Below are 22,485 nucleotides of genomic sequence, written 5' to 3' on the forward strand. Positions count from 1 at the left end.
TTCAAATTCGACACTCATTGAATGCTTCTGGGTGGCACGATGGCGACACATTTTGAAATCGAGGCCCCTTATGAAAAGTAACCATATAGAAAATAGCTATGTAGCAAGTAGCGATTTAACAAGTAACCGTGAATACCGAAAAACAGACCAAACTCCCCCATCTGTAGCATTATGGAAAACGTGGGGACTTCGATTGTTTTTTGCTGGATTGGTTTTTGTCATCGGAAAATGGCAGTTAATGTCTCTTTTAGGAGGGCCTTCTGAATGGGCAACATGGCGAGGGGCGGGACATTCGCTTCTGCTCGCCCTTGCCATATTATCTATTGGTGGCATGTTTCGTCCGTTAGCCTTTCTACCAATCATGCTATTTGAAGTCGTTTGGAAAGCAGTGTGGTTGACCGCAGTGGCGTTACCGCTATGGATGGCAGGAGAGCAAATCCCGGGGATCGTAAGTGTAAAAGGCTCAATAATAGGAACTGGTCTTATAATTATCTGCATTCCGTGGAAATACGTTTGGTGGAGATATTTTACTCTGCCGATTGAGCCTTGGAGACGCAAAAAGCAAGTCGCAGATAAAAGTGATAACTTACTATGAGTAACAAAAACCAAACCCAAAGAAAACATCAACGATGGCAATAGCGGTAATATTAGTCACCATTATCATCGCGGTGATCGCTGGCACCTCTGACGCGGCCGCGTTAGAGGTGGCAAAATGTATGGTATGTCAGGTTTGGGAATAATGTGGCATAGGCGCGGGACCGCTTTCTATCTCGCGCGCTAAGTCTTGCCATACATCCACTCTATATTCTAAAGACGCTTACTCACCACACTCACGAACCCGCTCAGCGTAACGTACAGAAACATACGCAAGCGCAAAGAACACTAAGAAGCCCAGCCCTATTGGCATAAGACTACCACTTAAAAAGCTATCCACAAATAAAGCAATGGGTACCGAGAACAAGCTCGAAAAAGAACCGATAATGGCCGCGCCCAATCCAGCCATTTCACCTAACGGCTGCATGGCCATGGCATTTAGATTCCCAAACAAAATGCCCACAAAGAAAAACCCAACAAACATCACCGACACCGTTAGCGCTATAGGTGGTAAACCGTCGTAAGCAAAAAGCATTGCCACATACACAATAGCAAATATGTTGACGCCTTTTAGGGCGAAACGACACAACTTGCGCATGCCGAATTTCATCACCATTTTGCCGTTAAAATAAGAGGCAAGGCCAATAGAAAAGGCAAGTGTGGCAAAGATATACGGAAACATGTCACCCATATCATAGTACACAGTAAATATGGTTTGTGACGCGCTTAAGTACGCTAAGAATGCACCAAAGATGCAGCCCATAGCAAAGGTATATCCCATTACAGACGGATGGGTCAGAATAAACTTAGATGATGCGAAAAATTGAGCCCAAGAAAATTTCTTTCTTCTATGCCTTGGTAACGTCTCGCCTTGGCGAGAAAAAAACCACATGCCCGACATGGTAGCGACAACTAAAAACAGGGTAAAGATATGAAACCACGAAAATAAGTCCATGACGGTTTGACCAATAATAGGGGCTAGCATTGGCACCAAGATAAATACCATCATAATAAATGACATTACCCGCGCCATGGCATCGCCAACATAAAGGTCGCGGATAATTGCCATTGACGCAATACGCGGGCCAGACACCCCAAAGGCTTGAATAATACGACCAATCAGCATGGTTTCTAAGTTCGTTGCAATCATACAAACAAAGGTACCTAGGGCAAATATGCACAAACCGACGAGTATGGTTAAACGACGCCCTCTACTATCACTGAAAGGCCCGAAGAACATTTGCCCAAATGCCATGCCCACAAAAAACACCGTGACAATCAGGTGTGTTTCATGTGCTTGAGCAACATTTAGCGCAATACCAATCTGACTTAACGCAGGCAACATTGCATCAATACTGAGTGCAACAAGGGAAGTCATGGTTGCCATTAAGGCGATAAACTCAAATAACCCTAAAGCCGGCTTTTGAACCACTGCTGTATCCTTTGATACGCCATTAGATGTCTGGGGCATAAATTCTCGAATTTGATGTAACGTTTTGAAATAAAGTGCGGAAACAAAAAAGCGCGTGATACACGCGCTTCAATTTGTGATTATACACCAAACATGGTTAAAAAGCCGCCAGCTTTGTTCGCTCCCATCGTAAAATCTAGCAACTTGAACGGTTTACTTACTCATCGCTTGCCGTCGCTTCAATCTCTTTAGCACTTGGCGTAGGGCTACGCAAATACTGCTTCAAGAACGCATCCATTTCAGCAAAGAACCGATGGCGATTTCGTTGAATCGACAAACTGTGATCACCACTCTCTAGCTCTACATATTTGAAGGTTTTGTCATAGTCTTCTAGCTCGTCTGCCATATAACGACTGTGCAATGGCCTTACAATACGGTCCTCTTCACCATGAACCAGTAGAATAGGGGTTTTTATTCCCTTTGCGTGATAGTAAGGAGAACGCGCTTCTAAATCATCAAAGTCATCACCAATTTGGTTTTTGACAAACTCGTTGTTTAAGAAGCGACGAGAATGAATGACGATGTGTTTTAGTGAGCTAACCCCAGCAAAACTTACCGCACACTTGAATAAATCAGGGGTTTTTACTGTCGCCATTAACGCCGCGTAGCCACCGTAACTTGCGCCAACGATACACATATTGTCTTGCTCAGCATAACCTTGCTCCACCATCCACTTTGCCGCGTCAGTGATATCGTCTTGCATGGCTAGGCCCCAGCCTTTCATTTGGCTTTGTGAAAAACTATATCCGTAGCCCCTCGACCCCCTAAAATTAGGGCGAAGTACAGCATACCCTCTGTGGGTGAAATACGCGGTCCAATAATCGAAGCCGCTAAAATCACGGGCACCTGGACCACCGTGAGGGTGAATAATGGTTGGGAAAGGACCTTCACCTTTTGGCAAGGTTAAGTACGCCTCAATTGACATACCATCTCGGGTTTTATACTCAATCAGCTCGTGCTCAGTTAACTGGGTAGAGTCGATAAGCGGGTATTGCTGAAATAGGAACGTCAATGACCCTTTGTTACGATCGCCAATCAAATACATTCCCGGTAAGGTATCTGACTCAGAGTAAACCAAATAAATTTGCTCATCATCGCTAAAACTTACCAGTGTATTTTGATAATCAGGTAAGCCTTGGTCTATGCCATTTTGCAAACCGATATATCCGTCATCCCAATATTTGCGGCCGTCGTGTCTAACCCCAATGACATCATTAGTAACAGGCGAGTATATGAGACCGCCTTCTACGTCGTACCCTTCATCAGAAAATACTTCTTTGTGCTCGTTGGTTTTAAGGTTCAAGGTAAAAATGGCTTTAAAGTCTCCTTTATACCCTCTGTAATACAAAATGTTTGGATCTAAGCCAAAACCTATTGGGTATTCCCCTTTTTCGGTCATTGCATTGTAGGAAAATAAGGTACGCCAATCGTCTCCTTCCATTAGTAAGACTTCACGCTCACCGCTATCGTAATCCAGTGTTACGCCAATACGTACATTGTGCTGTCTGTCGGTTATCCAATCGCGAATTTTTTTCTTACCGCGAATTAAGCGGCTGGTACCACCATCATTAACATTTACTTTGTAAACCGAGGGTAAGCCTAAAGCCTCGGCATCTAGAGAAATCAAAATATGATCAGGGTCATCTGGTAGCCAATCAATGACATCGTCGTGAAATTGAGGAACATGAGAGGGATTTCCCGCTCTTCGTTTAATTCGCTCCCAGTTGATCAGGCTGAAAGCGCCACCATCACCACCATCAAATCGCACACTTAACAAACGCGTATCATGTACTTTCGTAGTACCCCGACGTGTTTCATAGCGAGCACTAACAACTAAGCGGTCGTTATTTACCCACTTGTACCATTTTATCTTCACACTCTCGTTGTCAGAGCGCAGTAAATAGTACTTTTTACCTTCCGCAATATCATAGGTTGCAAGCATGGAATACGCTTCATCACCTGATACGTTTTGTTCGAAAGCAATTCTATTTCCATCAGGCGATAGTGCTGGCATGTAGTAAGCTGGTAATGCACTGAATGCTTGATAACTGTTCTGTGCAGACAATTCACCGTCATTAGCAATACTGAAAGCCGAAAACACAGTAAGCAACAACGCAAAGAGCGCTGTATGACGCGGTAGTTTGATGAAAGGCATAACATTCCTTTGTACTAATAAATTTCCAAAATGATGGAATTTGAGCGTGTTGATATATGAAAATATCAAACTAATGACATGGCAGTATACAAATACATCCGTCAATGTCCAAAGCTAAGTTATTGTTTCCCGATATGGAGGGGGTTATCGGGTATGAGGGATTTGACCGAGCACGAGGAACTTTTATTTCAGTATTTCACTCTCAACGTTGATAGCCAAAAGTTAGCGTAAAAATTTGCTCCCTCGTCGTAGTTTGCAGTTACGCAGTGCAGTTGTGTTATTATATGGTCCGTGCGCGCGATCGGCACTCCGCGCCACAAAGGATGATACTCTCAACCGGTATATCACGTCGATTTTCCCGTTGCTGTAAGGATTTTGCAATTTCATGCCATTAAATTGGAATGACCACATTATTCAACGCGTTAATCGTGCGCGAACGCTTAACCTACTTTCTGCTAAACACAGACTTGTCATTGTCTGTGTTTGGTTGTTTTTGGGGTTACATTTTTTAGGTAACGAAGCCTTTGCACAACCCCCTGTAGTGTATGACATCAAAGGGGTAACTCAAGATAAGCTTCGCAGTAATATCCGGCTGTATTTGCAAAGCCTTGATGTTGAAAAAGGGCTGTTGCGCGAACCCTATTGGCAAGATGAAGTAGGTGCTGCAGTTGCCTCTGCGGTGGAACCCTTTGGTTACTACAATAGCGAAACCCGTGTTTCCTTTGAGGAAAAAGACGCCGTTACAGTTACTGTAACGTTGAATGCGCCACTAATCATCAATAAAGTGACCCGGGAAATTATCGGTGCAGGCAGAGAAGACAGCGCATTTCGCGCTCGATTCAATGGGTTGAAGCTCAAAGAAGGTGATGTACTCGACCAGACAATTTACGAGTCTTTCAAGTCTTCGATGTTCAATTATGCCTTGTCTAATGGTTATTTCGATTATCATTGGCAAGCCACCCGCCTTGACCTTGTCAGAGATGAAAAACAAGCAAATGTGTTGCTAATAGCGCAAAGTGGCCCACAATATCAGTTTGGCGAATTAATGTTCATAGGCGATGACAAAGCCAAAGCCATCATTGAAAGATTAAAGCCATTTAAAACAGGCGATGCCTATTCCTCTGCGGCATTGGCAGACTTCAATCGAAGGTTAAACCAATCGGGTTATTTTACACGGGTAATTGCACGGCCAGTGGTCAGCGACGCTGACGGATTACTTGTACCTATTGAGGTGTCATTGCTACATCGCCCAACTGACGCCTTCAACGTTTCAGTAGGAGCGGCCACAGATACAGGTCCACGCGTACGTTTGGGCTGGGAGCGTCCATGGGTAAATAGTCGAGGGCATTCTGCGTCTTCTGATATTTTTATCTCTGCGCCAGAGCAATCAATTACTGCTGATTACCGTATTCCAATGAAAAATATCACTCAGGATTACGCCAGTATTGAAGCGGGCTATCAGTTCATTGAATACAACAATACCTCGTTCGAAAGTGAAACCTTGTCACTTTCTGCCCACCGCTATTGGCAGCGTGATGGCTCACCGTGGCAACACGACGGCTCAATAACCTATTTGCAAGAAACTTACGACCAAGGAGAAGTAAGCAGCAACACAACTTCTCTGGTGCTACCGGGTTATTCATTGACTTATCGAGATAAAGACGACGATATCAATATCAACAAGGGCAGCTACGTGCAAATTTTGGCGCAAATAGGTCAAGAAGGGTTTGGTTCAGATATCGATTTCGCAAAGGCGGTTGTAGAGGCGACCTTCATACGTACATTTGGCGATGTTCATCGCGTGTCTGTTAGAGGGGAGCTAGGCGCAATAAAAACCAATAGTTTCGATGAGGTCCCCACGTCGCTGCGCTTTTTCGCAGGTGGCGATCAAAGCGTTCGAGGCTTTGATTATCGAGAGATTTCCCCCACCGCAGAAGTGATAGACCCTGAAACGGGCAACCTTATTCTCGATTCTATTGGCGGAAAATATCTTGCTACGTCGAGTATTGAGTATGCGTATCAATTTACTGATGGTTGGCGTGCTGCAGCCTTTGTGGATGTTGGTACGGCTACCAATGACGTAAATACCACTCTGACTTACAGTGTGGGTCCAGGAATTCATTGGCTTTCCCCTATTGGCCCTGTAAGGTTTTATATTGCACGCGGCTTTGCCCCTGATGAAAACACGTGGCAGCTTCACATCATGTTGGGGCCAGAGTTATGAAGAAACGTACTATATCAACGCTCTTGCTTTCACCTGTTTTCCTTGTGGTGGCAATTTATGCACTGCTCATAAGCCCACTTGGTGGGCCAACTGTTAAGCTCCTTGCCAATACCTTCGTTAGCAATTTACATATTGAAGAAGTAAAAGGTAGCTTTGCTGATACACTTGATATTAAAGGGATAACGTGGAAAGACACGCAGTGGGACGTCAAGGTAGCACATACTTATGCCGACATTACGTGGCGCTGCTTATTCGAACCTCGAGTATGTGTTAATGAATTATTTATCGATAATGCGCAAATTAAACAACTGACGCCTTTTCCAGAGTCAGAAGAAGCTGCAACATCTAGCGATGTCACGTTACCGCTGCCTATTGAGGTTGGTCTTCTCACGTTGAGCAACATCGACGTTTCCATACCTAGTATGGTTATTCAAATAGGTGAGTTGGAAGTTGTCAATTTTGAAGGAAACCGAGCCCTCGACATAGAGAATATCGCAACTAAATCTCTAACTTTATCTATTCTAAGTAAGGAAGGCATGCCTAGTGGTGAGGAAACATCAACTTCGAAGCCCACTATTCCCTCGTCGTATTCACTTAGCTATACCGTACCCGAACTACCGGAAATAGCATCTCCAATCCCGATAAAAATTGGTACTTTGCTACTTGAAGACACGGCATACGAAGATGGAAAAAGCACACAAAAAATACCGCTATTTTCAATGCTTGAAGCAAGCTTTAAGCAATCTGAAATAGAGGCAAACGAGCTGCTATTAGTGCATGAGCAAGGCGAGTTAAAAGGCCAAATAAAGGCAACCCTAGCCGAGCACTTTCCCTTTGAAATAAAGCTTAACGTGAAAGGGCAAGTCGAGAATCGTGAACAACAAATTGCTATCGAAGCCAGCGGCGCATTAGACGCCGTTGAATTATCTGCCCAAGCCAGTGGTGCCATTACCGCTAATACCACCCTAACTGCCAATCTATTGGACGAAACACTGCCACTTGCATTCAGTGCCAATTGGGTGGAGCAAGCCATTCCCACTGTAACAGACGGAATTTTAAAATCGGGCTCTCTCACGCTCAACGGTGTCATGGGTGATTATGTTTTACTTGGAGAAGGCGCCGCAGAACTCCCGTCTATAGGTAACGTGCCTGTCGCTCTCGATGTTGTGTTGAAAAAGCATAATATCTATGTGAATCGCGCCAATATTAAAGCACTTGAAGGTAGCTTAATTAATACCGGCACTTTATATCTGAACGACACCATCGCATGGGCGGGAAAGACAACGCTTAACGATGTATCTGCAAAACGTATTGACCCCAATGCACCGAACCACCTCAATGGTGAAGTAGACAGTATCTTGCAATATTCAGAGGCAGGAGGCTTGCACGTTAGTTTGCGCGACATGAATCTTACCGGCGAACTGCAAGGTAAATTACTCAGTGTGAAAGGTAACGCGGTTTACGCGGGGCCAAGCGATCTTTTCGTAACAAATATCGACGTTAAACAACAACAAAATGCCATTCGCGCTGTGGCACAAGTGCTAAACAAGCGCCATCTTAATGCCGATATATACATAGATGTCCCTACTATTTCTGACTTATATCCCGAGGTAACCGGCGCGATTGATGGCCATGTAAAAGCGGTAGGTCCTTGGCAAAACCCCAGTGCAACTGGAACTATCGCACTCTCTGACATACTCGTTTCAGCTAATTTGTCTGCCGAAGCGCATAACCAAGGCCCGGTAAATGGCGAGATAACGCTGCAAGGTGCTTATACTGATCACAAAGTGCAAATTGATATAAATGTTCCTGAGCACAAAGTTGCAACCACGCTTGCAGGCGCTTGGCAGAACAATCACTGGACAGGTACGGTAAGTGAGACAAATATAAAACTGGCCAATATGTATTGGCAGTTATCGAACTCTTTTGACGTTGATATTGGTACTCAACCGATAAGTGCGAAGGTAGGCCAACATTGCTGGACCTCGCGCAAAGAAGGAGAGCTATGCGTTGCAAACGTTCTCTATGCAGACGACCGCGCCAGTTGGGATATTAAAGCATCATCACTGCCGGTAGGCTTATGGGCCAACGAACTTGCCCCAGAGGTTGTCTCCACCCCGTCAGAGGCCACGCTAACGTTAACAACAAAGGGCAATTACTCACCTAGTGATAATATCGATGCAACGTTTAATTCATCACTAAGCACAGCACCTTGGCAACTTGGTGCTTCTCGTCCTCTATCATTGATGATCAATGCCGTTGAAACTTCAGGTCAATTGAAGCAAGGAGAGCTTTCACTCACGTCATTGATTTCAAGCGAGGATATTGGTGAAGCAACGCTAGATTTCAATACGCGTCCTTTCGATGAGAAAATGCCACTAAATGGCCGACTCACCATGCAAAAACTGGATGTATCGCCTTTCAAGCCGCTATCACCGGCAATTCGCGAGTTAACCGGTCTGCTCAAAGGGGATGTTACGCTTACTGGCTATGTGGATGATCCTTCACTTTCAGGCGAACTAAGCATCACAGATGGCGCTATTGATATTCAAGATACACCCGTCACCTTAGCCAATTGGAATCAAACGGTTTTACTGGACAATAAGAAAGCACATTTAGAGGGAAGTTTCGTCTTAGGCGGCGGTGAAGGCTCACTGGTAGGGCAGCTAGATTGGTCAGAGAACCCTAGCGCGCAATTTAATTTACGAGGCGATGCATTCGAAATACGCCAACCTAATGTGCGTTTAAAAGTATCGCCTAATATCAATGTTGATGCGAATCAATCCAAAGTTGATGTATCCGGTAATATTAATATTCCTTGGGCACGCATTGAAATTGAGTCATTGCCAGAAAGTGCGGTGTCACCTTCTAAAGACGTGCATCTTCGCGGCGAGCCATTAAAAGAAGACCCTCTCGATATTGTTCACGCTTCGGTAATGGTAAATATAGACAAAGACAAAACTCAAGATGTTAAGTTAGACGCCTTTGGTTTAACCGCCAGCTTGCACGGCGCGATACAAGTTAACACTCAGCCTGCACTAGTGGGCTATGGCGACCTTCAAATTCTTAACGGACGCTACAATGCATATGGTCAACAGCTGATCATTCAAACTGGCGAAGTACAATTTAATGGCCCCATTGACCAACCTCTACTTTTGGTAGAAGCAATTCGAGACCCCGCCAAAACAGACGACGATGTTATTGCAGGTATTCGTATTGACGGTGCCACAGACTCACCCAGTATCAATCTATTTTCTGAGCCCGCTATGGACCAGCAGGGCGTGTTGTCTTATCTGTTAACAGGTTCTGGACCAAACTCTGGCAGACAAGATCCTAACTACGCATCGTTACTCTTGGGCTTTGGTTTATCGAACACTAAAACCCTTACAGGGCAAGTAGGTAATGCGTTGGGTATTGATGATTTTAGTTTAAGTACTAACGAAGACAGATTGTCAGTAACGGGCCAAATTAATGAGCGCCTATCGGTGGAATATAACGTCGATGTGGGCTTGAGCAACAATGACGCCAACAGCACCTTAAGAAGGCGACAACTGCCGCCAGACCTTGCGATGAAATACCAGTTGCTGCCCAGTTTGTATCTTGAAGCCATTCAAACAACGTTGGAAGATCAATCTGAGTTTGCCCTCGACCTCTATTATGAGTTCTTTCTGGGAGACAACAGAACGTCCTCAAAAGACGATAAAGACGACGCCAATGAGGAAAAGCCGGCTCAGTAACCCCGCTTATCCGCCATTTCGTGAAGCGTTTTGAGCTGCTGTTCAAAACGCTTTTGCCTTTTGTGCGCCCACACGGTCCAACCCGCAATACCAATCGAAAGAACGGCAAAAACAATACCCATTTGGGTTAGCTTTTCTACACTCAAATCTCCAGATAAATAGCGTAAATACGCGAAACCGGGTATAAACAACAATGCTGGCCAACCAGAGTGCTTAGTAATAAATGCGATGCGAATATTGTTCTTTATCTGCTTGGTAAACTGTTGAAGATAGTCGAATGTGTCTGAGTTCTTTGCGAATGCAGCAATACGGCGCAGCCATAACTGATAAACAAGCATTGGCGTTGCAAGAATGAAAAGCAACATGCACATGGCTTTCATCGCAAAAGATAACTCTCCCCATGTGACAACAACCATGTAGACCGCAGGAAGAAAAGCTAGTGAGTCGACCACCATATACAATCGCTGCTTTCGTTGCTCTTCATTGAAGCTTTTCTTTACCGCTTCTAAATCTATTTCACTGACGGGCTGAGCTTGCCACAACGACAATAAGTCATTAATTTGATCTTGCTGACTCTCAGTAGAGTCGTGTTCCTGATTAGGCATGAGGCTCCTCCTGCACAATGGCCTGCTTAGCGCGCTTCAATATCACACCCACGTGATTTTTGGTTAAACCGCACACCTCGGCAATTTCGTCGTAACTCAACCCTTCTAATGACAGGGTTAACACTTGCCTAGGCTGTAAAGGCAATGCGCGTACAGCTTTCAGTAACAGCGCGAGTGATTGATGCTGACTCGACACGGTTTCTGGTGAGTGATGTGAACTTTGGAAACTGTCAGGTCCCATGTCTTCACTATCGTATTGATGGGTATCTACGCGTTTTACTTGGCTTGCAACATGCGTAACCGCACGGTTGTGGGCAATTTTCAAAATATAGGTTTTCACACTGCTATCGCCATTAAAGCGCGACAAGCCTTGCCATACAGCAATGGCTATTTCTTGCAATAGCTCTTGTTGCATCGCTTCATTGGCCTCATAACTTGAAGCTACACGGCTAAGCAAGGCACCATATTGTTTAAAAACTGCTTCAAATCCTTGACCCAACGTTAATTTCCTACCTTTTCGCCATGTGCTTTTTATGTGTTTTTTTGCGTGTTACTAATTCAGTCTCAAGTTAAGAGATTTTATTACACAAAATTTTTTATTCTTTTTTGTAAGTTTTTTTTGAAGCGCTGTGACTACCTTTATGAAAGCGCAATAAACACCAACGATTTTTTCATATTTGCGCTTAATCACCAAATGATGAGGAAACAGTTATGACTACACTAAGTATTGTATTATTGATTGGCGGAATATCATCTATTGCGCTAATGGCTTGCTATTTAGATGCAAAATTTCAATGGCGCTTAAATGACTGGATGAGTGGCGAGTGCAGCAACCCGTTTATCAAAAGTAAAGCAGACCTGCATCAACAAAAACTGGACGAAAAAGACGCCCAAATTGAAAAGCTAATGCGCCGTATTGAAACCTTAGAAACTATTGTGACAGAGCCAGCTTACGAGCTAAACAAAAAAATCAACGCGTTGTAACACTACGTGTTGACGCGTGCACTAGCAATATCATTTGGCTAATTAGGCACAGAAGGGCGACGCATAAATCGCGGAATTTTACCCATCGCGATAGCGTTGCCCACCAATACCACAACAACACCTACCACCGAGAGCAATGACCAGCGGTAGCCTTCAAAAAACGTAGATATGACAAGGGCAACCAACGGATAAACCAACACGACATAAGCCGCTTTGTCAGCCCCCATTTGTTTTAGTAACTTCATGTACGCACCAAACGCAAAAACCGAACCGAAGACCGCAAGGTAAAGCAAAGAGATATAAAACTCACTGCTAGTAGGAATAACAACTTGATCGTTTGTTAACCAAGACGTGGCAAATAACAACACCATGGCATAGCCCATGGCGTAGAAATTCATTTGAATAACGGGTGTACCCGACGTCAGAATGCGTTCAGAGATTACATTGCCAATAGAAGCACATAAGAAACTGACAAACGCGATAGAAAGCCCAATGGCCAATGCTGCGTCCATCGAAACCTTTGAGAACTCGGGAACAAATAAGCAAATGATGCCTGTTAGGCCAAATGTCGCACCAATAACCACTTCTTTTCGAATGGGCTCTTTTAGCCACCAGCGTCGAAGCACAACATTGATGTAAATGATGCACGAACTCATTAGCGCTAACAGTGCGCTAATAATATGCGCTTGTGCCATATAGAGTAACGTGTAGTTTAGGCTATAAAGAAACACGCCAACTGCTGCCATTTTTACGTGAATATGCATGGGCAATTTAAGTGGTAGACGCATTATTAAGCAATAAGCACCCAAACACATTGACGCCAGCAAGTAACGCAGACCAATAGCAAAGGTTTCCGAGGTATGCCCAATTTGGTAAGTGATGGCTATCCAGGTTGAGCCCCAAATGAGGCAACATAATGCGAACAAAGTTGGGTTATTCATGGCTATTTCCCCCCACTTCAATGGAAGAGAGAAAGCTTTTAAGGTGGTCAATCGCCATATTAAATAGCGTTTGACGTGCAGTATTGCCAATCCACGCATTGTGAGGTGTTATCAGCAAATTAGGTAAATTTGCGTTTAGTAAAATGTGGTCCTTGGGAGGTGGCTCAACGGTTAACACGTCAAGCCCTGCACCACCAATGCAATGCGTTTTAAGTGCTTCAAGTAATGCTGGTTCATCTACCAAGCCACCGCGTGCGGTATTGATAAGAAAACTTGTAGGTTTCATCAGCGACAAGGTTTTTGCATTGATCATTTTTTCGTTGTCGCTGGTTAATGGACAATGCAAGCTAACCACATCAGCACTAGGTAGCAGTGATTCTAGGGAAGGACGCGCATCGCCTTCGTTGCCTGGACGCGCAGCAATAGTTACGCGCATGCCCATGGCTTTAAAGAGGGCTTCAACCCGCTTTCCTAGTGCACCATGCCCCACAATAACCGCATGTTTACCGGCAAGTTCAATAACAGGATGTTCAAGCAAGCAAAAGTGTGGTGATGCTGACCATTTTCCCTTTGTTACATCTTGCTGATATTGCACAAAACGCGTTGCTAAATTCAGTAATAGCGTTAACGTGTGTTGCGCCACACTATCTGTGCCATACCCTTCCACATTCTGCACGTGAATACCATTAGACGCACAAAACTGCAGATCGATATTGTTCATCCCCGTTGCGGTTACACCGATATACTTTAACTGAGGCGCACTTTTTAATACCTCCTCATCAAGTACAACTTTATTAACCAATACCGCATCAGCGTTAGCAATACGTTCGCCAATATCTTGTGCAAATGTGTGTTCGTGTATCACAACATCAGCATTTAATTGTTGTAGCACCGATGTATCTAGCGTCGCTAAGTCGAGTGTCTCAGCATCGAGGAAAACAACATGAGGTAACGTCATAGCACTTCACATATTGACGATAAAGCGGTCTTAATGGTCTCTGGAATTGGAATAGCTTTGTCTGTTTTTTTGTCTACGAAAACATGTACAAATTGACCATGAGCTACGCGGCGCTTATTTTCTCCGGCATATACAGACAAACCGTACGTCACCGAACTTCGCCCAATTTTGGCCACTCTCAACCCCACATATATGTCTTCCGGGTAGGCTGCGGGTGCAATGTATTGGCATTGGCTGCTTACAACATAGGCAACCGATTGACCATTGTGAATATCTAAGCCACCTTCTTCAATTAAGAAGCGATTCACTGCGGAATCAAAAAAACCGTAATACACAACGTTATTAATGTGCCCATAGGCGTCATTGTCTTGCCAACGTGTGGCAATTGTTACGGAGTAAGGGTAATCAGCTAAAGTTGGTGTGATATCTGTCATACGAATCCTCTTCAACGCCAAATTCAGCGTTAACCATAGATGAAAGCCAAGGGCGAAAGTTGATTTTGAATTTACTTATATTTATGGCGCGCTAGACATGGCTTATTAATACAAAACCATATCGTCGCGATGCACTGCCACTTCAGCCGTTTCATAACCTAACACACTGGCAATATCTTTCGACTTTATCCCTTTTATAAGCGTTAAGTCTTTTGCGTTATATAAGCAAAGCCCTTTAGCAATAACCTTGCCTTCGCACTCCACTTCAATGGCATCGCCTTGCTCAAAATTGCCAATAATATCAATGATCCCAGTAGGCAATAGTGACGCGCCCTTACGCACCAGCGCTTCTTTTGCGCCAGCATCAACCACAATCTTTCCGGCGGTTTTCAGGGTGTGCGTAAGCCATAGTCGCCGCGCATTTGCTGGCGTACTACTTGGCGTAAATAAAGTACCCGGAACGTGACCATCAATTAACGTATCGAAGGTTTCGCCTTTTCGCCCATTCACGATAAGCGTTTGAATGCCACTACTGGTACATTTATCAGCGGCTTCAATTTTAGTGCGCATGCCGCCGGTTCCCACCGACGTGCCCGCGCCACCGGCTAGGCCATAAATTGTGCTATCAATTTTACTCACATGCTCTATCAAGGTTGCATTGGGGTCTTTTCTAGGGTCTGCGGTATATAAGCCGTCAATGTCTGAGCAAATAATTAACGTATCAGCTTGGGCTACTAATGCGGTGTAAGCACCTAAATTATCGTTATCGCCCACTTTTAACTCGTTCACTGCTACCGTGTCGTTTTCATTTACAATGGGCAAAGCATTGTGTTTTAGAATTTCACGTAGGGTGTTTTTAATATTGACGTAGCGCGTACGGTCGCGCAGGTCGTCCGCAGTTAGCAAAACCTGCGCACAGGGAAAGTCAAAAAAACGCTGCCAATTGGCCATCATTAAATTCTGCCCAATGGCCGCCATAGCCTGCTTTTCAGCAATAGATGCATTGTGGCGAATTTTTACTTTGCTGCGTCCTGCCGCCACACTGCCTGACGACACCAAGATAATCTCTTTGCCGGCTTCTCTACTAGCGGTGATAAATCGAGCCAGCGAAAGTAAGTACTTACCACTACACTCGTAACCCTCTGGTGCAATTAACGCACTACCAACTTTGATGACAGCGCGCTGCCAAGTAAAACGATTCATAAGGGGGAAGAAAAAAATCAATAAGGAGGTTAAGAATACGACAGTTGGCGCTGGAAGCAAAACGTTCCTTTACACTAATTTGCGTTAAAAGCAGGTTAGATTACGGTCAAAAACTGGATTCATTTGATGAGCCTTATATACTAGAGTGTCCTAAAACAAGACTAACCTAAAAGTTGCAAGGAAACTCATGAGCACCGCAAAACGACATCTATTTTGGCTAGCGCCAGTGTTGTCTATGCTGATTTCTCTTCCAAGTGCTAACGCCGCTATTAAACAAACTAAAGGCGACTTCGAAGATAAATTCCGTCAGCTAGACGAAGTTCTACCTACTCCAAACGTATACCGCAATGCGGCGGGCGAACCCGGCCATCAGTACTGGCAACAAAAAGTCGATTACGACATTGATGTAAAACTTCTTGAAGGCAAGCGTCGTATTGAAGCCAGCGAAACCATTACCTACCACAACAACTCACCAGACACGCTGAAGTACTTGTGGATCCAACTTGACCAAAACAAATTTCGCGACGATTCAATGTCAGCCCTTACCACCACATTCGGTGGAATTGGTAATCGTGGACCAGCGACCAAAGCAGCTAGCGGCGACGCGCCAGCGAAACTCAGCATGGGTGCACTGCGCCGTCAGCAATTTGTTGATGACAACGAACTGGGTTACACCATTTCCCGTGTTGAAGACAAAGCGGGTAATGACTTACGTCACACTGTTGTAGGCACCTTGATGCGTGTTGACCTTGCCAAGCCACTAAAATCTGGTAGCAAGGTGACTTTCGACATCGATTTTGCGTTTAATATTGTTGAAGAAGATGCGGTATCGGCGCGTGCGGGCTACGAGCACTTCCCTGATGATGAGCGCGAAGGCGGCAATGATATCTTCCTTCTTGCTCAGTGGTTCCCACGTCTTGCTGCGTATACCGACTACGAAGCCTGGACCAATAAAGAGTTTCTTGGCCGTGGTGAGTTCACGTTGGAATTTGGTAACTACGAAGTAGATATTACTGTTCCAGCTGACCACATCGTATCGTCTACCGGTGAGCTACAAAACCCGAAAGACGTTCTGACAAAAACACAGCGCGACCGTTTGAAGCAAGCTGAAACTGCAGATCGCATTGTATTTATCGTTTCACCAGAAGAAGCGATTGAGAACGAAAAAGAAGGCACAAGCGAACTTAAAACATGGAAGTTTAAAGCTGATAACGTACGCGACTTCGCTTGGGCTTCTTCGCGTAAATTTGCGTGGGATGCACGCGGCTATCAACAAGGTGGTGATACTCAGCCACTGGTAATGGCCATGTCGTTCTACCCGAAAGAAGGTGGCGAGTTGTGGCAGAAGTACTCGACTGAGTCCATTATCCACACTATGGATGTTTACAGCCGCTTTAGCTTCGATTACCCATACCCAGTAGCGCAGTCTGTAAACGGCCCTGTTGGCGGTATGGAATACCCCATGATTACCTTTAATGGCCCGCGTACAGAACTTCGCGACGACGGTTCACGCACCTATTCATTGGCTGAAAAACGCTTCCTTATTGGTGTAGTTATTCACGAAGTAGGTCATATCTACTTCCCAATGACAGTTAACTCAGACGAACGTCAGTGGACGTGGATGGACGAAGGTCTAAACAGCTTCCTTGACGGTGTAGCTGGACGTGAATGGGACCCAACAATTCCATGGGGTGTTGAGCCACGCGATGTTGTTGGTTACATGAAGTCACAAAGCCAAGTGCCTATTATGACGCAGTCTGATTCGGTACTTCACTTAGGTCCAAACGCTTATACCAAGCCAGCAGTAGCACTAAACATCTTGCGTGAGACCATCCTTGGCCGTGAATTGTTTGACTTTGCCTTTAAAGAATACGCACAGCGTTGGATGTTTAAACGCCCTACACCGTCTGACTTTTTCCGTACTATGGAAGAAGCATCGGGTGTTGACCTTGATTGGTTCTGGCGTGGTTGGTTCTACACCACAGATCACGTAGACATCAGCCTAGACAAAGTTTACAAGCTTCGCTTAGACACCGAAGATCCTGATATCGACTTCGCACGTGAGCGCGAAGCTGAAATGGAAAAGCCTAAGTCTTTAACTGACATTCGCAATAAAGAAGAAGGCAAGAAGCTGTGGGTTGACCGTTTTGAAGATATCCGTGATTTCTATGACGAAAACGACCGCTACACAGTAACCAACAAAGATCGCAATAAGTACAAGAAGTTCCTAGATAAACTGGAGCCTTGGGAGCGTAAAGCGTTTGAGCGTGCGGTTAAAGAAGACAAGAACTACTACGTACTCGACTTTAGCAACAAGGGTGGTTTGGTAATGCCAATCATTCTAGAGCTAGCGTTTGCCGATGGCACTACAGAAGAGATGCGTATTCCAGCTGAAATTTGGCGCCGTACACCAAAAGCAGTTAGTAAGCTAATTGTTACGGATAAAGACAAAGAGCTGGTTAGTGTTACCGTAGATCCACACTGGGAAACGGCGGATGTTGACGTAGAAAATAACCACTATCCTCGTCAAATTATTCCTTCTCGTATTGAAGCGTATAAGAGCAAGCCACGTGATACCTATGAGTATCGCGACCTTATGCACGACTCAAAAACCGAGTTAGACACAGATAAAGAAGACAAAGAAGAGGGCAAAGATGACGAATAAGTTGTCTTTGCGAACTAAGCAGTGCAAAAGCGCACTGTTTAGTTCGGTATTCTTCGCACTAAGTCTACTTGCTGCAATGACCTTCAGCAGTCTTGCACAAGCACACCAAATAAAAGCGGCGATCACCACGGTATTTTTTAATCCACGGACAGAAAATATTGAAGTAATGCACCGCTTTAATTTGCATGACGCTGAGCACGCGGTAAAAGCCTTGTTCGATAAGCACGCCGATATAATGGACGATGCTACCACTCAGCAAGCCTTTGCCGATTATGTCGCTGGCCACTTCACACTGCTTAACAGTGAGGAAAAACCTCTTGAACTTGCCAAAGTAGGATACGAGGTTGAAGGTAAGCACTTTTGGGTTTACCAAGAGACAGCTGTACCACCTGCATTGGAAGGCTTAAAAATAAGACACGATGCATTACGTGACTTATGGCCCGCCCAAATCAATACCTTAAACATAGAAGGCAGAGGCGATATAAAAACCCTGACTTTTGCTGACAGTGTTACCTTGCTAGAAGTGAGCTTTAAAGGCGAACAAGACAAGTAAATTAGTGCATTGAATGACATACTCAAAGCCCGTTGATACACAATATTGACGGGCTTTTTTGTATTCATCTGAGACCGAAGTCGTATAGTGTTTTAGCTGCGCATACACTAACGTTAACAAAATGTTACTAGTTTAAAAAGCGTACCAAAGGGTTTAGTATGAGTAACGGTGCAGCAACAACACTACCTTCGATATCAAAGAAAATGCAAACCAGAAGCGACAGAAAACGCAAAGCAGCAAAAGCACAACAATCACAAGGTTCGCACGAAGTGCAAGACGCACCAGTCGACGACACCACAAAACCTAATAGTGCCTTTGCAGATAAGAAAAATATCATGTGGGTGCTATTGAGTGGAGCAATGGCACTGACGTTTGTTGTTATGCTTTTCCTACCGGATACCGGTATGGGCACAGGCTTACTATCAACCTATGCAGCCATGTTGTGGTGCGGTTTTTTTGGTGCGGCGCTGTGGCGTTACCGCAGTGGCAGCGGCTGGGCAGGTTTTGCCTATGGTAGTGTTATCGGTTTTGTTGTGCAGTTTGCCTCACAACTCATTTAATTACATTCCCAACAATCTAATCTCTTTGTAAGGTATCAGCGTAACTACACTTTAACTATGCTGTAGTCTGAATGAGCACTACTTAAACGTTCATACAATTAGGCTAACCTATCTTATCATCGCCATTTTGCGCAGAGAGATTTCATGACAGACAAACCCCGTTCCAGCAAAGCGATACCCGCATCCAGACTTTCAAGATTGAGTAGACTTGGTAGCTTGGCCGGCAGGATAGCGGGGAATGTGGTCACACAAGGCGCAGGACAACTGCTTAAGGGCGAAAAGCCTGTGTTGTCGTCGTTGTTACTTACTCCTAGTAATATCAGTAATATTGCCGATCAACTGGCAACCATGCGTGGTGCAGCAATGAAGTTGGGGCAGCTGATATCCATGGATACGGGTGAGTTTTTACCTCCCGAACTCGCGGCTATTTTGGGTCGATTGCGAGAGGATGCCGACCCCATGCCCAAAGCACAACTGATTGAAGTACTAAGCCAGTCTTGGGGAACAACATGGCAGGATGATTTGCTGTATTTTTCTTTTGCCCCTATTGCAGCGGCCTCAATAGGCCAAGTACATAAGGTTATTACCATGGATGGAAAAATGCTTGCGGTGAAGGTGCAATACCCTGGTGTCAGGAAAAGCATTAATAGCGATGTAGATAACGTAGCGACACTTATAAAATTAACGGGCTTAATTCCGAAGTCTCTCGACATTGCACCACTACTTGAAGAAGCAAAACAACAGCTGCATCAAGAAGCCGACTATGAGCGAGAAGCCGATATGCAACAGCGATATTACAATTATCTAGCTGATCATGACGACTTCGTTGTACCTAGCCCTTACTCGGCACTGACAACCACTAACGTGCTAGCAATGGATTTCATTGACGCGTCGAACATTGATACGCTATGTGACGCCCCTAAAGCTATTAGAGACAAACTAATGACTTCGTTAATGGCACTTTTCTTTAACGAAGTATTTCAATTCCGCCTACTTCAAAGCGACCCCAACTTAGCGAACTACAAATACAACGCAGATACACAGAAAGTGGCATTGTTAGATTTTGGCGCTACACGAGAAATTCCCAAAGACATATCTACGCACTATCGCGAGCTGCTAAATAGTGCAGCGGCAAACAGCATTGAAGATATGCGACAAGCCGCCTTCAATATTGGCTTGATAACATCAAATCATACGCAGCAACAAATTGATGCCGTACTTTCAATTGGCATGGAAGCGTGTGAAGCAATACGCAGTGATGTACCGTATGATTTTGGCGAAAGCGACCTTATTATGCGCCTTCACGACAAAGGGATGACGCTAACAACAGAGCTTGATTTTTGGCATACGCCACCTGCAGATGCACTGTTTATTCACCGTAAACTTGGTGGTTTATTCTTATTAGCCAAGCGCCTTAAGGCATGTGTAGATATGCGACGTGCCGCCGCTCCTTGGCTTAAGTTGTAGGAGTTAGATGACTAGGGGCTTGAGTTTTAGGGACTAGACCGTTTAGGAGCTTGATATCCAGGGAGCTTAACGTTTAAAAGGCTAGAAGCGTATGCGCCTAACCTCATTAAAATAAATATCAGTAGGGAAGTGCCATACTAAATGGCAAGGCCATTTGTTCTGCACTTTTAGGTGGGTTTCCAATCATTTCATCATATGGCGTGTCGTGCTTCATCACCGCTTTTTCAACAGTGCAATGAGCAAACGCTTCTCGAATATGGCCTGCACTAAAAAACCGCATTGGTTTGTCTTTATCGTCGTAAAGCATGCCGCTTTTATCGCCAATAGATAGGAAAACAAGATAAACGTTCATTTCATACGACTGTACTTCTAAATAGTCAATCGCCGTTGTAGTGTCTTCAATATCGCGGAAGTAAAACTTGTGCATACAGGCCTCGTACAAAACCAATTAGTCAGATTGTTCAGTTTGTACGCTATGCAAGATTATCAGGTTCAGTGGGTAATACGCCTTTTTCAGCAAGTGAATGAGATTTAAGATTCGAATTTTGAACTGATGAGTTTTGACTTAAGTTTCGGTCGGATTTTCCACTTGCAAGTGGCAGCTTATTAGCGTGTTTAATCGCAATTAAAAGCAAACCTAAGCTCAGTAAACAACTTGCTGTAAATATCATGGAAGGCAGTTCCAAACTTGTACTTAGCCATAGTAGTGAAAATAAGAATAGGCGAGGCACTTCCAGTTTAAGCGCAGTGGTAGATTGAGAAAGAATAAACCCATTTTGCACACTCATAACCACAACAGTAATCACGGCAATAATTTGCTGGGTAGCCGATAGCGTGGCTATATTGAGTAGCAGATACAGCGTAACGCCCAGCATGATAATATGTTGCGCTAGGCTGTATTGGGTAACCCACTTATTAAGCGTTGGGTTGTACTTTACAAATTCTTTAAGCGGTTTCTTTTCTTGTGGGAAGCGCTTTGCGACGTCTTCAGGGCGCCATCCTGTACGACCAAACCACACGCGAAATTTGTCTTTCCACGAATGAGTGTAATAACTGTCTTTGGCTAGTTGACGATAAATTTGTAAATTCGCCCAAATAGGATTAAAACTTTTCAGCGCGCCGCGAATACCATAAACCGGAGGCTCTTCGTCTAATTCGGGAATAAACGTACCAAACAAACGGTCCCAAAGAATAAACACACCACCGTAGTTTTTATCGATATACACCCTGTTTTGCGCGTGATGCACGCGATGATTAGACGGCGTGACAAAAACGTATTCCATCCATCCTAATGTACCAATGTGCTGAGTATGCACCCAAAATTGATACACTAAGTTAAGCGCGCCCACTGTGATGATCATTTCAGGTGGAAAGCCCACAAAGGCAAGGGGAAGATAAAAAATCCAACTGAACAAGGCCCCACTGGTTTGTCGTAGTGCCGTTGTCAGGTTGTAATCTTCACTTGAATGGTGAACCACATGCGCTGCCCATAACACGCTCATCTCGTGACCCATTCTATGATTCCAGTAATAAAAGAAGTCGTAGGCGATAAAAGCGAAAACCCAAACCCACCAAGACTCGCTAAGTGTAAACAAAGCTAAAGCATCGAACACCACAATATACACAGTAAACGGAATGAGCTGGTGCCCAATAGCAACCACCCGCGACAATACCCCAGCACTTAAGCTAGTAATGGCGTCGTTTGTTCGGTAATACCCTGTCTTTCTTTTGTAATCGACAACAAGCTCGATGCCGATAAGCAGGAAGAACAGTGGAATAGCAAATAGGATCACGGTCATGAGCACTAAGGTATTACAACTCTCGCAAAATGTTAAACATTTGTTTAAAAATCATTTATCAGATGTATACCAATGCTGACAAAGTACTTTTTACCTTCGTAATTTATCTATTAAGTAACACCCAGCAACTGTACA

General features: G+C 44.5%; 18 protein-coding genes. 8 read left to right on the plus strand and 10 right to left on the minus strand.

Annotated features, from left to right (window positions below; all coding sequences use genetic code 11):
- The first annotated feature begins 70 nt into the window (after positions 1-70).
- On the plus strand, positions 71-595 hold the full coding sequence (locus EYR97_RS17605) for a hypothetical protein (protein ID WP_131095070.1): 525 nt from the start codon (positions 71-73) through the stop codon (positions 593-595).
- A gap of 222 nt (positions 596-817) precedes the next feature.
- Here EYR97_RS17605 and EYR97_RS17610 read toward each other — a convergent pair whose 3' ends face one another.
- Together EYR97_RS17610 and EYR97_RS17615 are read right to left on the minus strand one after the other, a co-directional pair.
- Positions 818-2,065, minus strand: a complete 1,248-nt coding sequence (locus tag EYR97_RS17610) for a multidrug effflux MFS transporter (protein WP_131095071.1) — start codon at positions 2,063-2,065, stop codon at positions 818-820.
- Between the two features lie 157 nt (positions 2,066-2,222).
- A complete protein-coding gene (locus EYR97_RS17615; protein WP_131095072.1) occupies positions 2,223-4,220 on the minus strand; it encodes a S9 family peptidase in 1,998 nt (665 codons plus the stop codon).
- Between the two features lie 385 nt (positions 4,221-4,605).
- Here EYR97_RS17615 and EYR97_RS17620 point away from each other — a divergent pair, with 385 nt between their 5' ends.
- Together EYR97_RS17620 and EYR97_RS17625 are read left to right on the plus strand one after the other, a co-directional pair.
- Entirely contained in the window at positions 4,606-6,444 is a 1,839-nt protein-coding gene (locus EYR97_RS17620) for an autotransporter assembly complex family protein (RefSeq protein WP_131095073.1), read from the plus strand.
- The gene (locus EYR97_RS17625; protein WP_131095074.1) at positions 6,441-10,181 is read left to right on the plus strand and encodes a translocation/assembly module TamB domain-containing protein; all 3,741 of its coding nucleotides are present in this window, start codon (positions 6,441-6,443) and stop codon (positions 10,179-10,181) included. Before EYR97_RS17620 ends, EYR97_RS17625 begins: the two co-directional genes overlap by 4 nt.
- Here the strand turns inward: EYR97_RS17625 and EYR97_RS17630 are convergent.
- Positions 10,175-10,786 carry a hypothetical protein gene (locus EYR97_RS17630; RefSeq protein ID WP_131095075.1) on the minus strand — a complete coding sequence of 204 codons (612 nt, stop codon included), beginning with the start codon at positions 10,784-10,786 and terminating at the stop codon, positions 10,175-10,177. The genes EYR97_RS17625 and EYR97_RS17630 overlap by 7 nt on opposite strands.
- A complete protein-coding gene (locus EYR97_RS17635; RefSeq protein WP_131095076.1) occupies positions 10,779-11,285 on the minus strand; it encodes an RNA polymerase sigma factor in 507 nt (168 codons plus the stop codon). The genes EYR97_RS17630 and EYR97_RS17635 overlap by 8 nt, the downstream gene beginning before the upstream one ends.
- A gap of 212 nt (positions 11,286-11,497) precedes the next feature.
- Here EYR97_RS17635 and EYR97_RS17640 point away from each other — a divergent pair, with 212 nt between their 5' ends.
- Positions 11,498-11,770 (plus strand): hypothetical protein, encoded by a 273-nt coding sequence (locus EYR97_RS17640; protein WP_131095077.1) that lies wholly within the window; start codon positions 11,498-11,500, stop codon positions 11,768-11,770.
- A gap of 38 nt (positions 11,771-11,808) precedes the next feature.
- Here EYR97_RS17640 and EYR97_RS17645 read toward each other — a convergent pair whose 3' ends face one another.
- The 4 genes from EYR97_RS17645 to proB all read right to left on the minus strand — a co-directional run bounded on the left by EYR97_RS17645 (position 11,809) and on the right by proB (position 15,306).
- Complete coding sequence (locus tag EYR97_RS17645; protein WP_131095078.1) at positions 11,809-12,711, minus strand: DMT family transporter; 903 nt, start codon at positions 12,709-12,711, stop codon at positions 11,809-11,811.
- Positions 12,704-13,669: a D-2-hydroxyacid dehydrogenase gene (locus EYR97_RS17650; protein WP_131095079.1), complete on the minus strand. Its 966-nt coding sequence runs from the start codon at positions 13,667-13,669 to the stop codon at positions 12,704-12,706. Before EYR97_RS17650 ends, EYR97_RS17645 begins: the two co-directional genes overlap by 8 nt.
- The gene (locus EYR97_RS17655; protein ID WP_131095080.1) at positions 13,666-14,103 is read right to left on the minus strand and encodes a thioesterase family protein; all 438 of its coding nucleotides are present in this window, start codon (positions 14,101-14,103) and stop codon (positions 13,666-13,668) included. Before EYR97_RS17655 ends, EYR97_RS17650 begins: the two co-directional genes overlap by 4 nt.
- A 105-nt stretch (positions 14,104-14,208) precedes the next feature.
- Positions 14,209-15,306, minus strand: a complete 1,098-nt coding sequence (gene proB / locus EYR97_RS17660) for a glutamate 5-kinase (protein WP_131095103.1) — start codon at positions 15,304-15,306, stop codon at positions 14,209-14,211.
- A gap of 187 nt (positions 15,307-15,493) precedes the next feature.
- Here proB and EYR97_RS17665 point away from each other — a divergent pair, with 187 nt between their 5' ends.
- The 4 genes from EYR97_RS17665 (at position 15,494) to EYR97_RS17680 (ending at position 20,551) form a co-directional block, all read left to right on the plus strand.
- Positions 15,494-17,971, plus strand: coding sequence for a M1 family metallopeptidase (locus EYR97_RS17665; RefSeq protein WP_131095081.1), 2,478 nt, complete (start codon positions 15,494-15,496; stop codon positions 17,969-17,971).
- Positions 17,961-18,524, plus strand: coding sequence for a DUF6702 family protein (locus tag EYR97_RS17670; protein WP_131095082.1), 564 nt, complete (start codon positions 17,961-17,963; stop codon positions 18,522-18,524). Before EYR97_RS17665 ends, EYR97_RS17670 begins: the two co-directional genes overlap by 11 nt.
- Positions 18,525-18,682: 158 nt before the next feature.
- Positions 18,683-19,084, plus strand: a complete 402-nt coding sequence (locus EYR97_RS17675; protein WP_131095083.1) for a hypothetical protein — start codon at positions 18,683-18,685, stop codon at positions 19,082-19,084.
- A gap of 144 nt (positions 19,085-19,228) precedes the next feature.
- Positions 19,229-20,551, plus strand: coding sequence for an AarF/ABC1/UbiB kinase family protein (locus tag EYR97_RS17680; protein WP_131095084.1), 1,323 nt, complete (start codon positions 19,229-19,231; stop codon positions 20,549-20,551).
- A gap of 118 nt (positions 20,552-20,669) precedes the next feature.
- Here EYR97_RS17680 and EYR97_RS17685 read toward each other — a convergent pair whose 3' ends face one another.
- Positions 20,670-20,978: a DUF6482 family protein gene (locus EYR97_RS17685; protein ID WP_131095085.1), complete on the minus strand. Its 309-nt coding sequence runs from the start codon at positions 20,976-20,978 to the stop codon at positions 20,670-20,672.
- 46 nt (positions 20,979-21,024) lie between these two features.
- Positions 21,025-22,350: a sterol desaturase family protein gene (locus EYR97_RS17690; RefSeq protein ID WP_131095086.1), complete on the minus strand. Its 1,326-nt coding sequence runs from the start codon at positions 22,348-22,350 to the stop codon at positions 21,025-21,027.
- Positions 22,351-22,485 lie beyond the last annotated feature (135 nt).

It is taken from the genome of Alteromonas sp. KUL42, assembly GCF_006538325.1.
In the GTDB taxonomy this organism is placed as follows: Bacteria; Pseudomonadota; Gammaproteobacteria; order Enterobacterales; family Alteromonadaceae; genus Alteromonas.

Bases quoted from the DNA above. Each gene is read 5' to 3' on its own strand.
- EYR97_RS17680 (WP_131095084.1), top strand. From the start codon at position 19,229: ATGACAGACAAACCCCGTTCCAGCAAAGCGATACCCGCATCCAGACTT.
- EYR97_RS17665 (WP_131095081.1), top strand. From the start codon at position 15,494: ATGAGCACCGCAAAACGACATCTATTTTGGCTAGCGCCAGTGTTGTCT.
- EYR97_RS17655 (WP_131095080.1), bottom strand. From the start codon at position 14,103: ATGACAGATATCACACCAACTTTAGCTGATTACCCTTACTCCGTAACA.
- EYR97_RS17630 (WP_131095075.1), bottom strand. From the start codon at position 10,786: ATGCCTAATCAGGAACACGACTCTACTGAGAGTCAGCAAGATCAAATT.
- EYR97_RS17640 (WP_131095077.1), top strand. From the start codon at position 11,498: ATGACTACACTAAGTATTGTATTATTGATTGGCGGAATATCATCTATT.
- EYR97_RS17610 (WP_131095071.1), bottom strand. From the start codon at position 2,065: ATGCCCCAGACATCTAATGGCGTATCAAAGGATACAGCAGTGGTTCAA.
- EYR97_RS17675 (WP_131095083.1), top strand. From the start codon at position 18,683: ATGAGTAACGGTGCAGCAACAACACTACCTTCGATATCAAAGAAAATG.
- EYR97_RS17690 (WP_131095086.1), bottom strand. From the start codon at position 22,350: ATGACCGTGATCCTATTTGCTATTCCACTGTTCTTCCTGCTTATCGGC.
- EYR97_RS17645 (WP_131095078.1), bottom strand. From the start codon at position 12,711: ATGAATAACCCAACTTTGTTCGCATTATGTTGCCTCATTTGGGGCTCA.
- proB (WP_131095103.1), bottom strand. From the start codon at position 15,306: ATGAATCGTTTTACTTGGCAGCGCGCTGTCATCAAAGTTGGTAGTGCG.
- EYR97_RS17605 (WP_131095070.1), top strand. From the start codon at position 71: ATGAAAAGTAACCATATAGAAAATAGCTATGTAGCAAGTAGCGATTTA.
- EYR97_RS17685 (WP_131095085.1), bottom strand. From the start codon at position 20,978: ATGCACAAGTTTTACTTCCGCGATATTGAAGACACTACAACGGCGATT.
- EYR97_RS17670 (WP_131095082.1), top strand. From the start codon at position 17,961: ATGACGAATAAGTTGTCTTTGCGAACTAAGCAGTGCAAAAGCGCACTG.
- EYR97_RS17625 (WP_131095074.1), top strand. From the start codon at position 6,441: ATGAAGAAACGTACTATATCAACGCTCTTGCTTTCACCTGTTTTCCTT.
- EYR97_RS17615 (WP_131095072.1), bottom strand. From the start codon at position 4,220: ATGCCTTTCATCAAACTACCGCGTCATACAGCGCTCTTTGCGTTGTTG.
- EYR97_RS17620 (WP_131095073.1), top strand. From the start codon at position 4,606: ATGCCATTAAATTGGAATGACCACATTATTCAACGCGTTAATCGTGCG.
- EYR97_RS17650 (WP_131095079.1), bottom strand. From the start codon at position 13,669: ATGACGTTACCTCATGTTGTTTTCCTCGATGCTGAGACACTCGACTTA.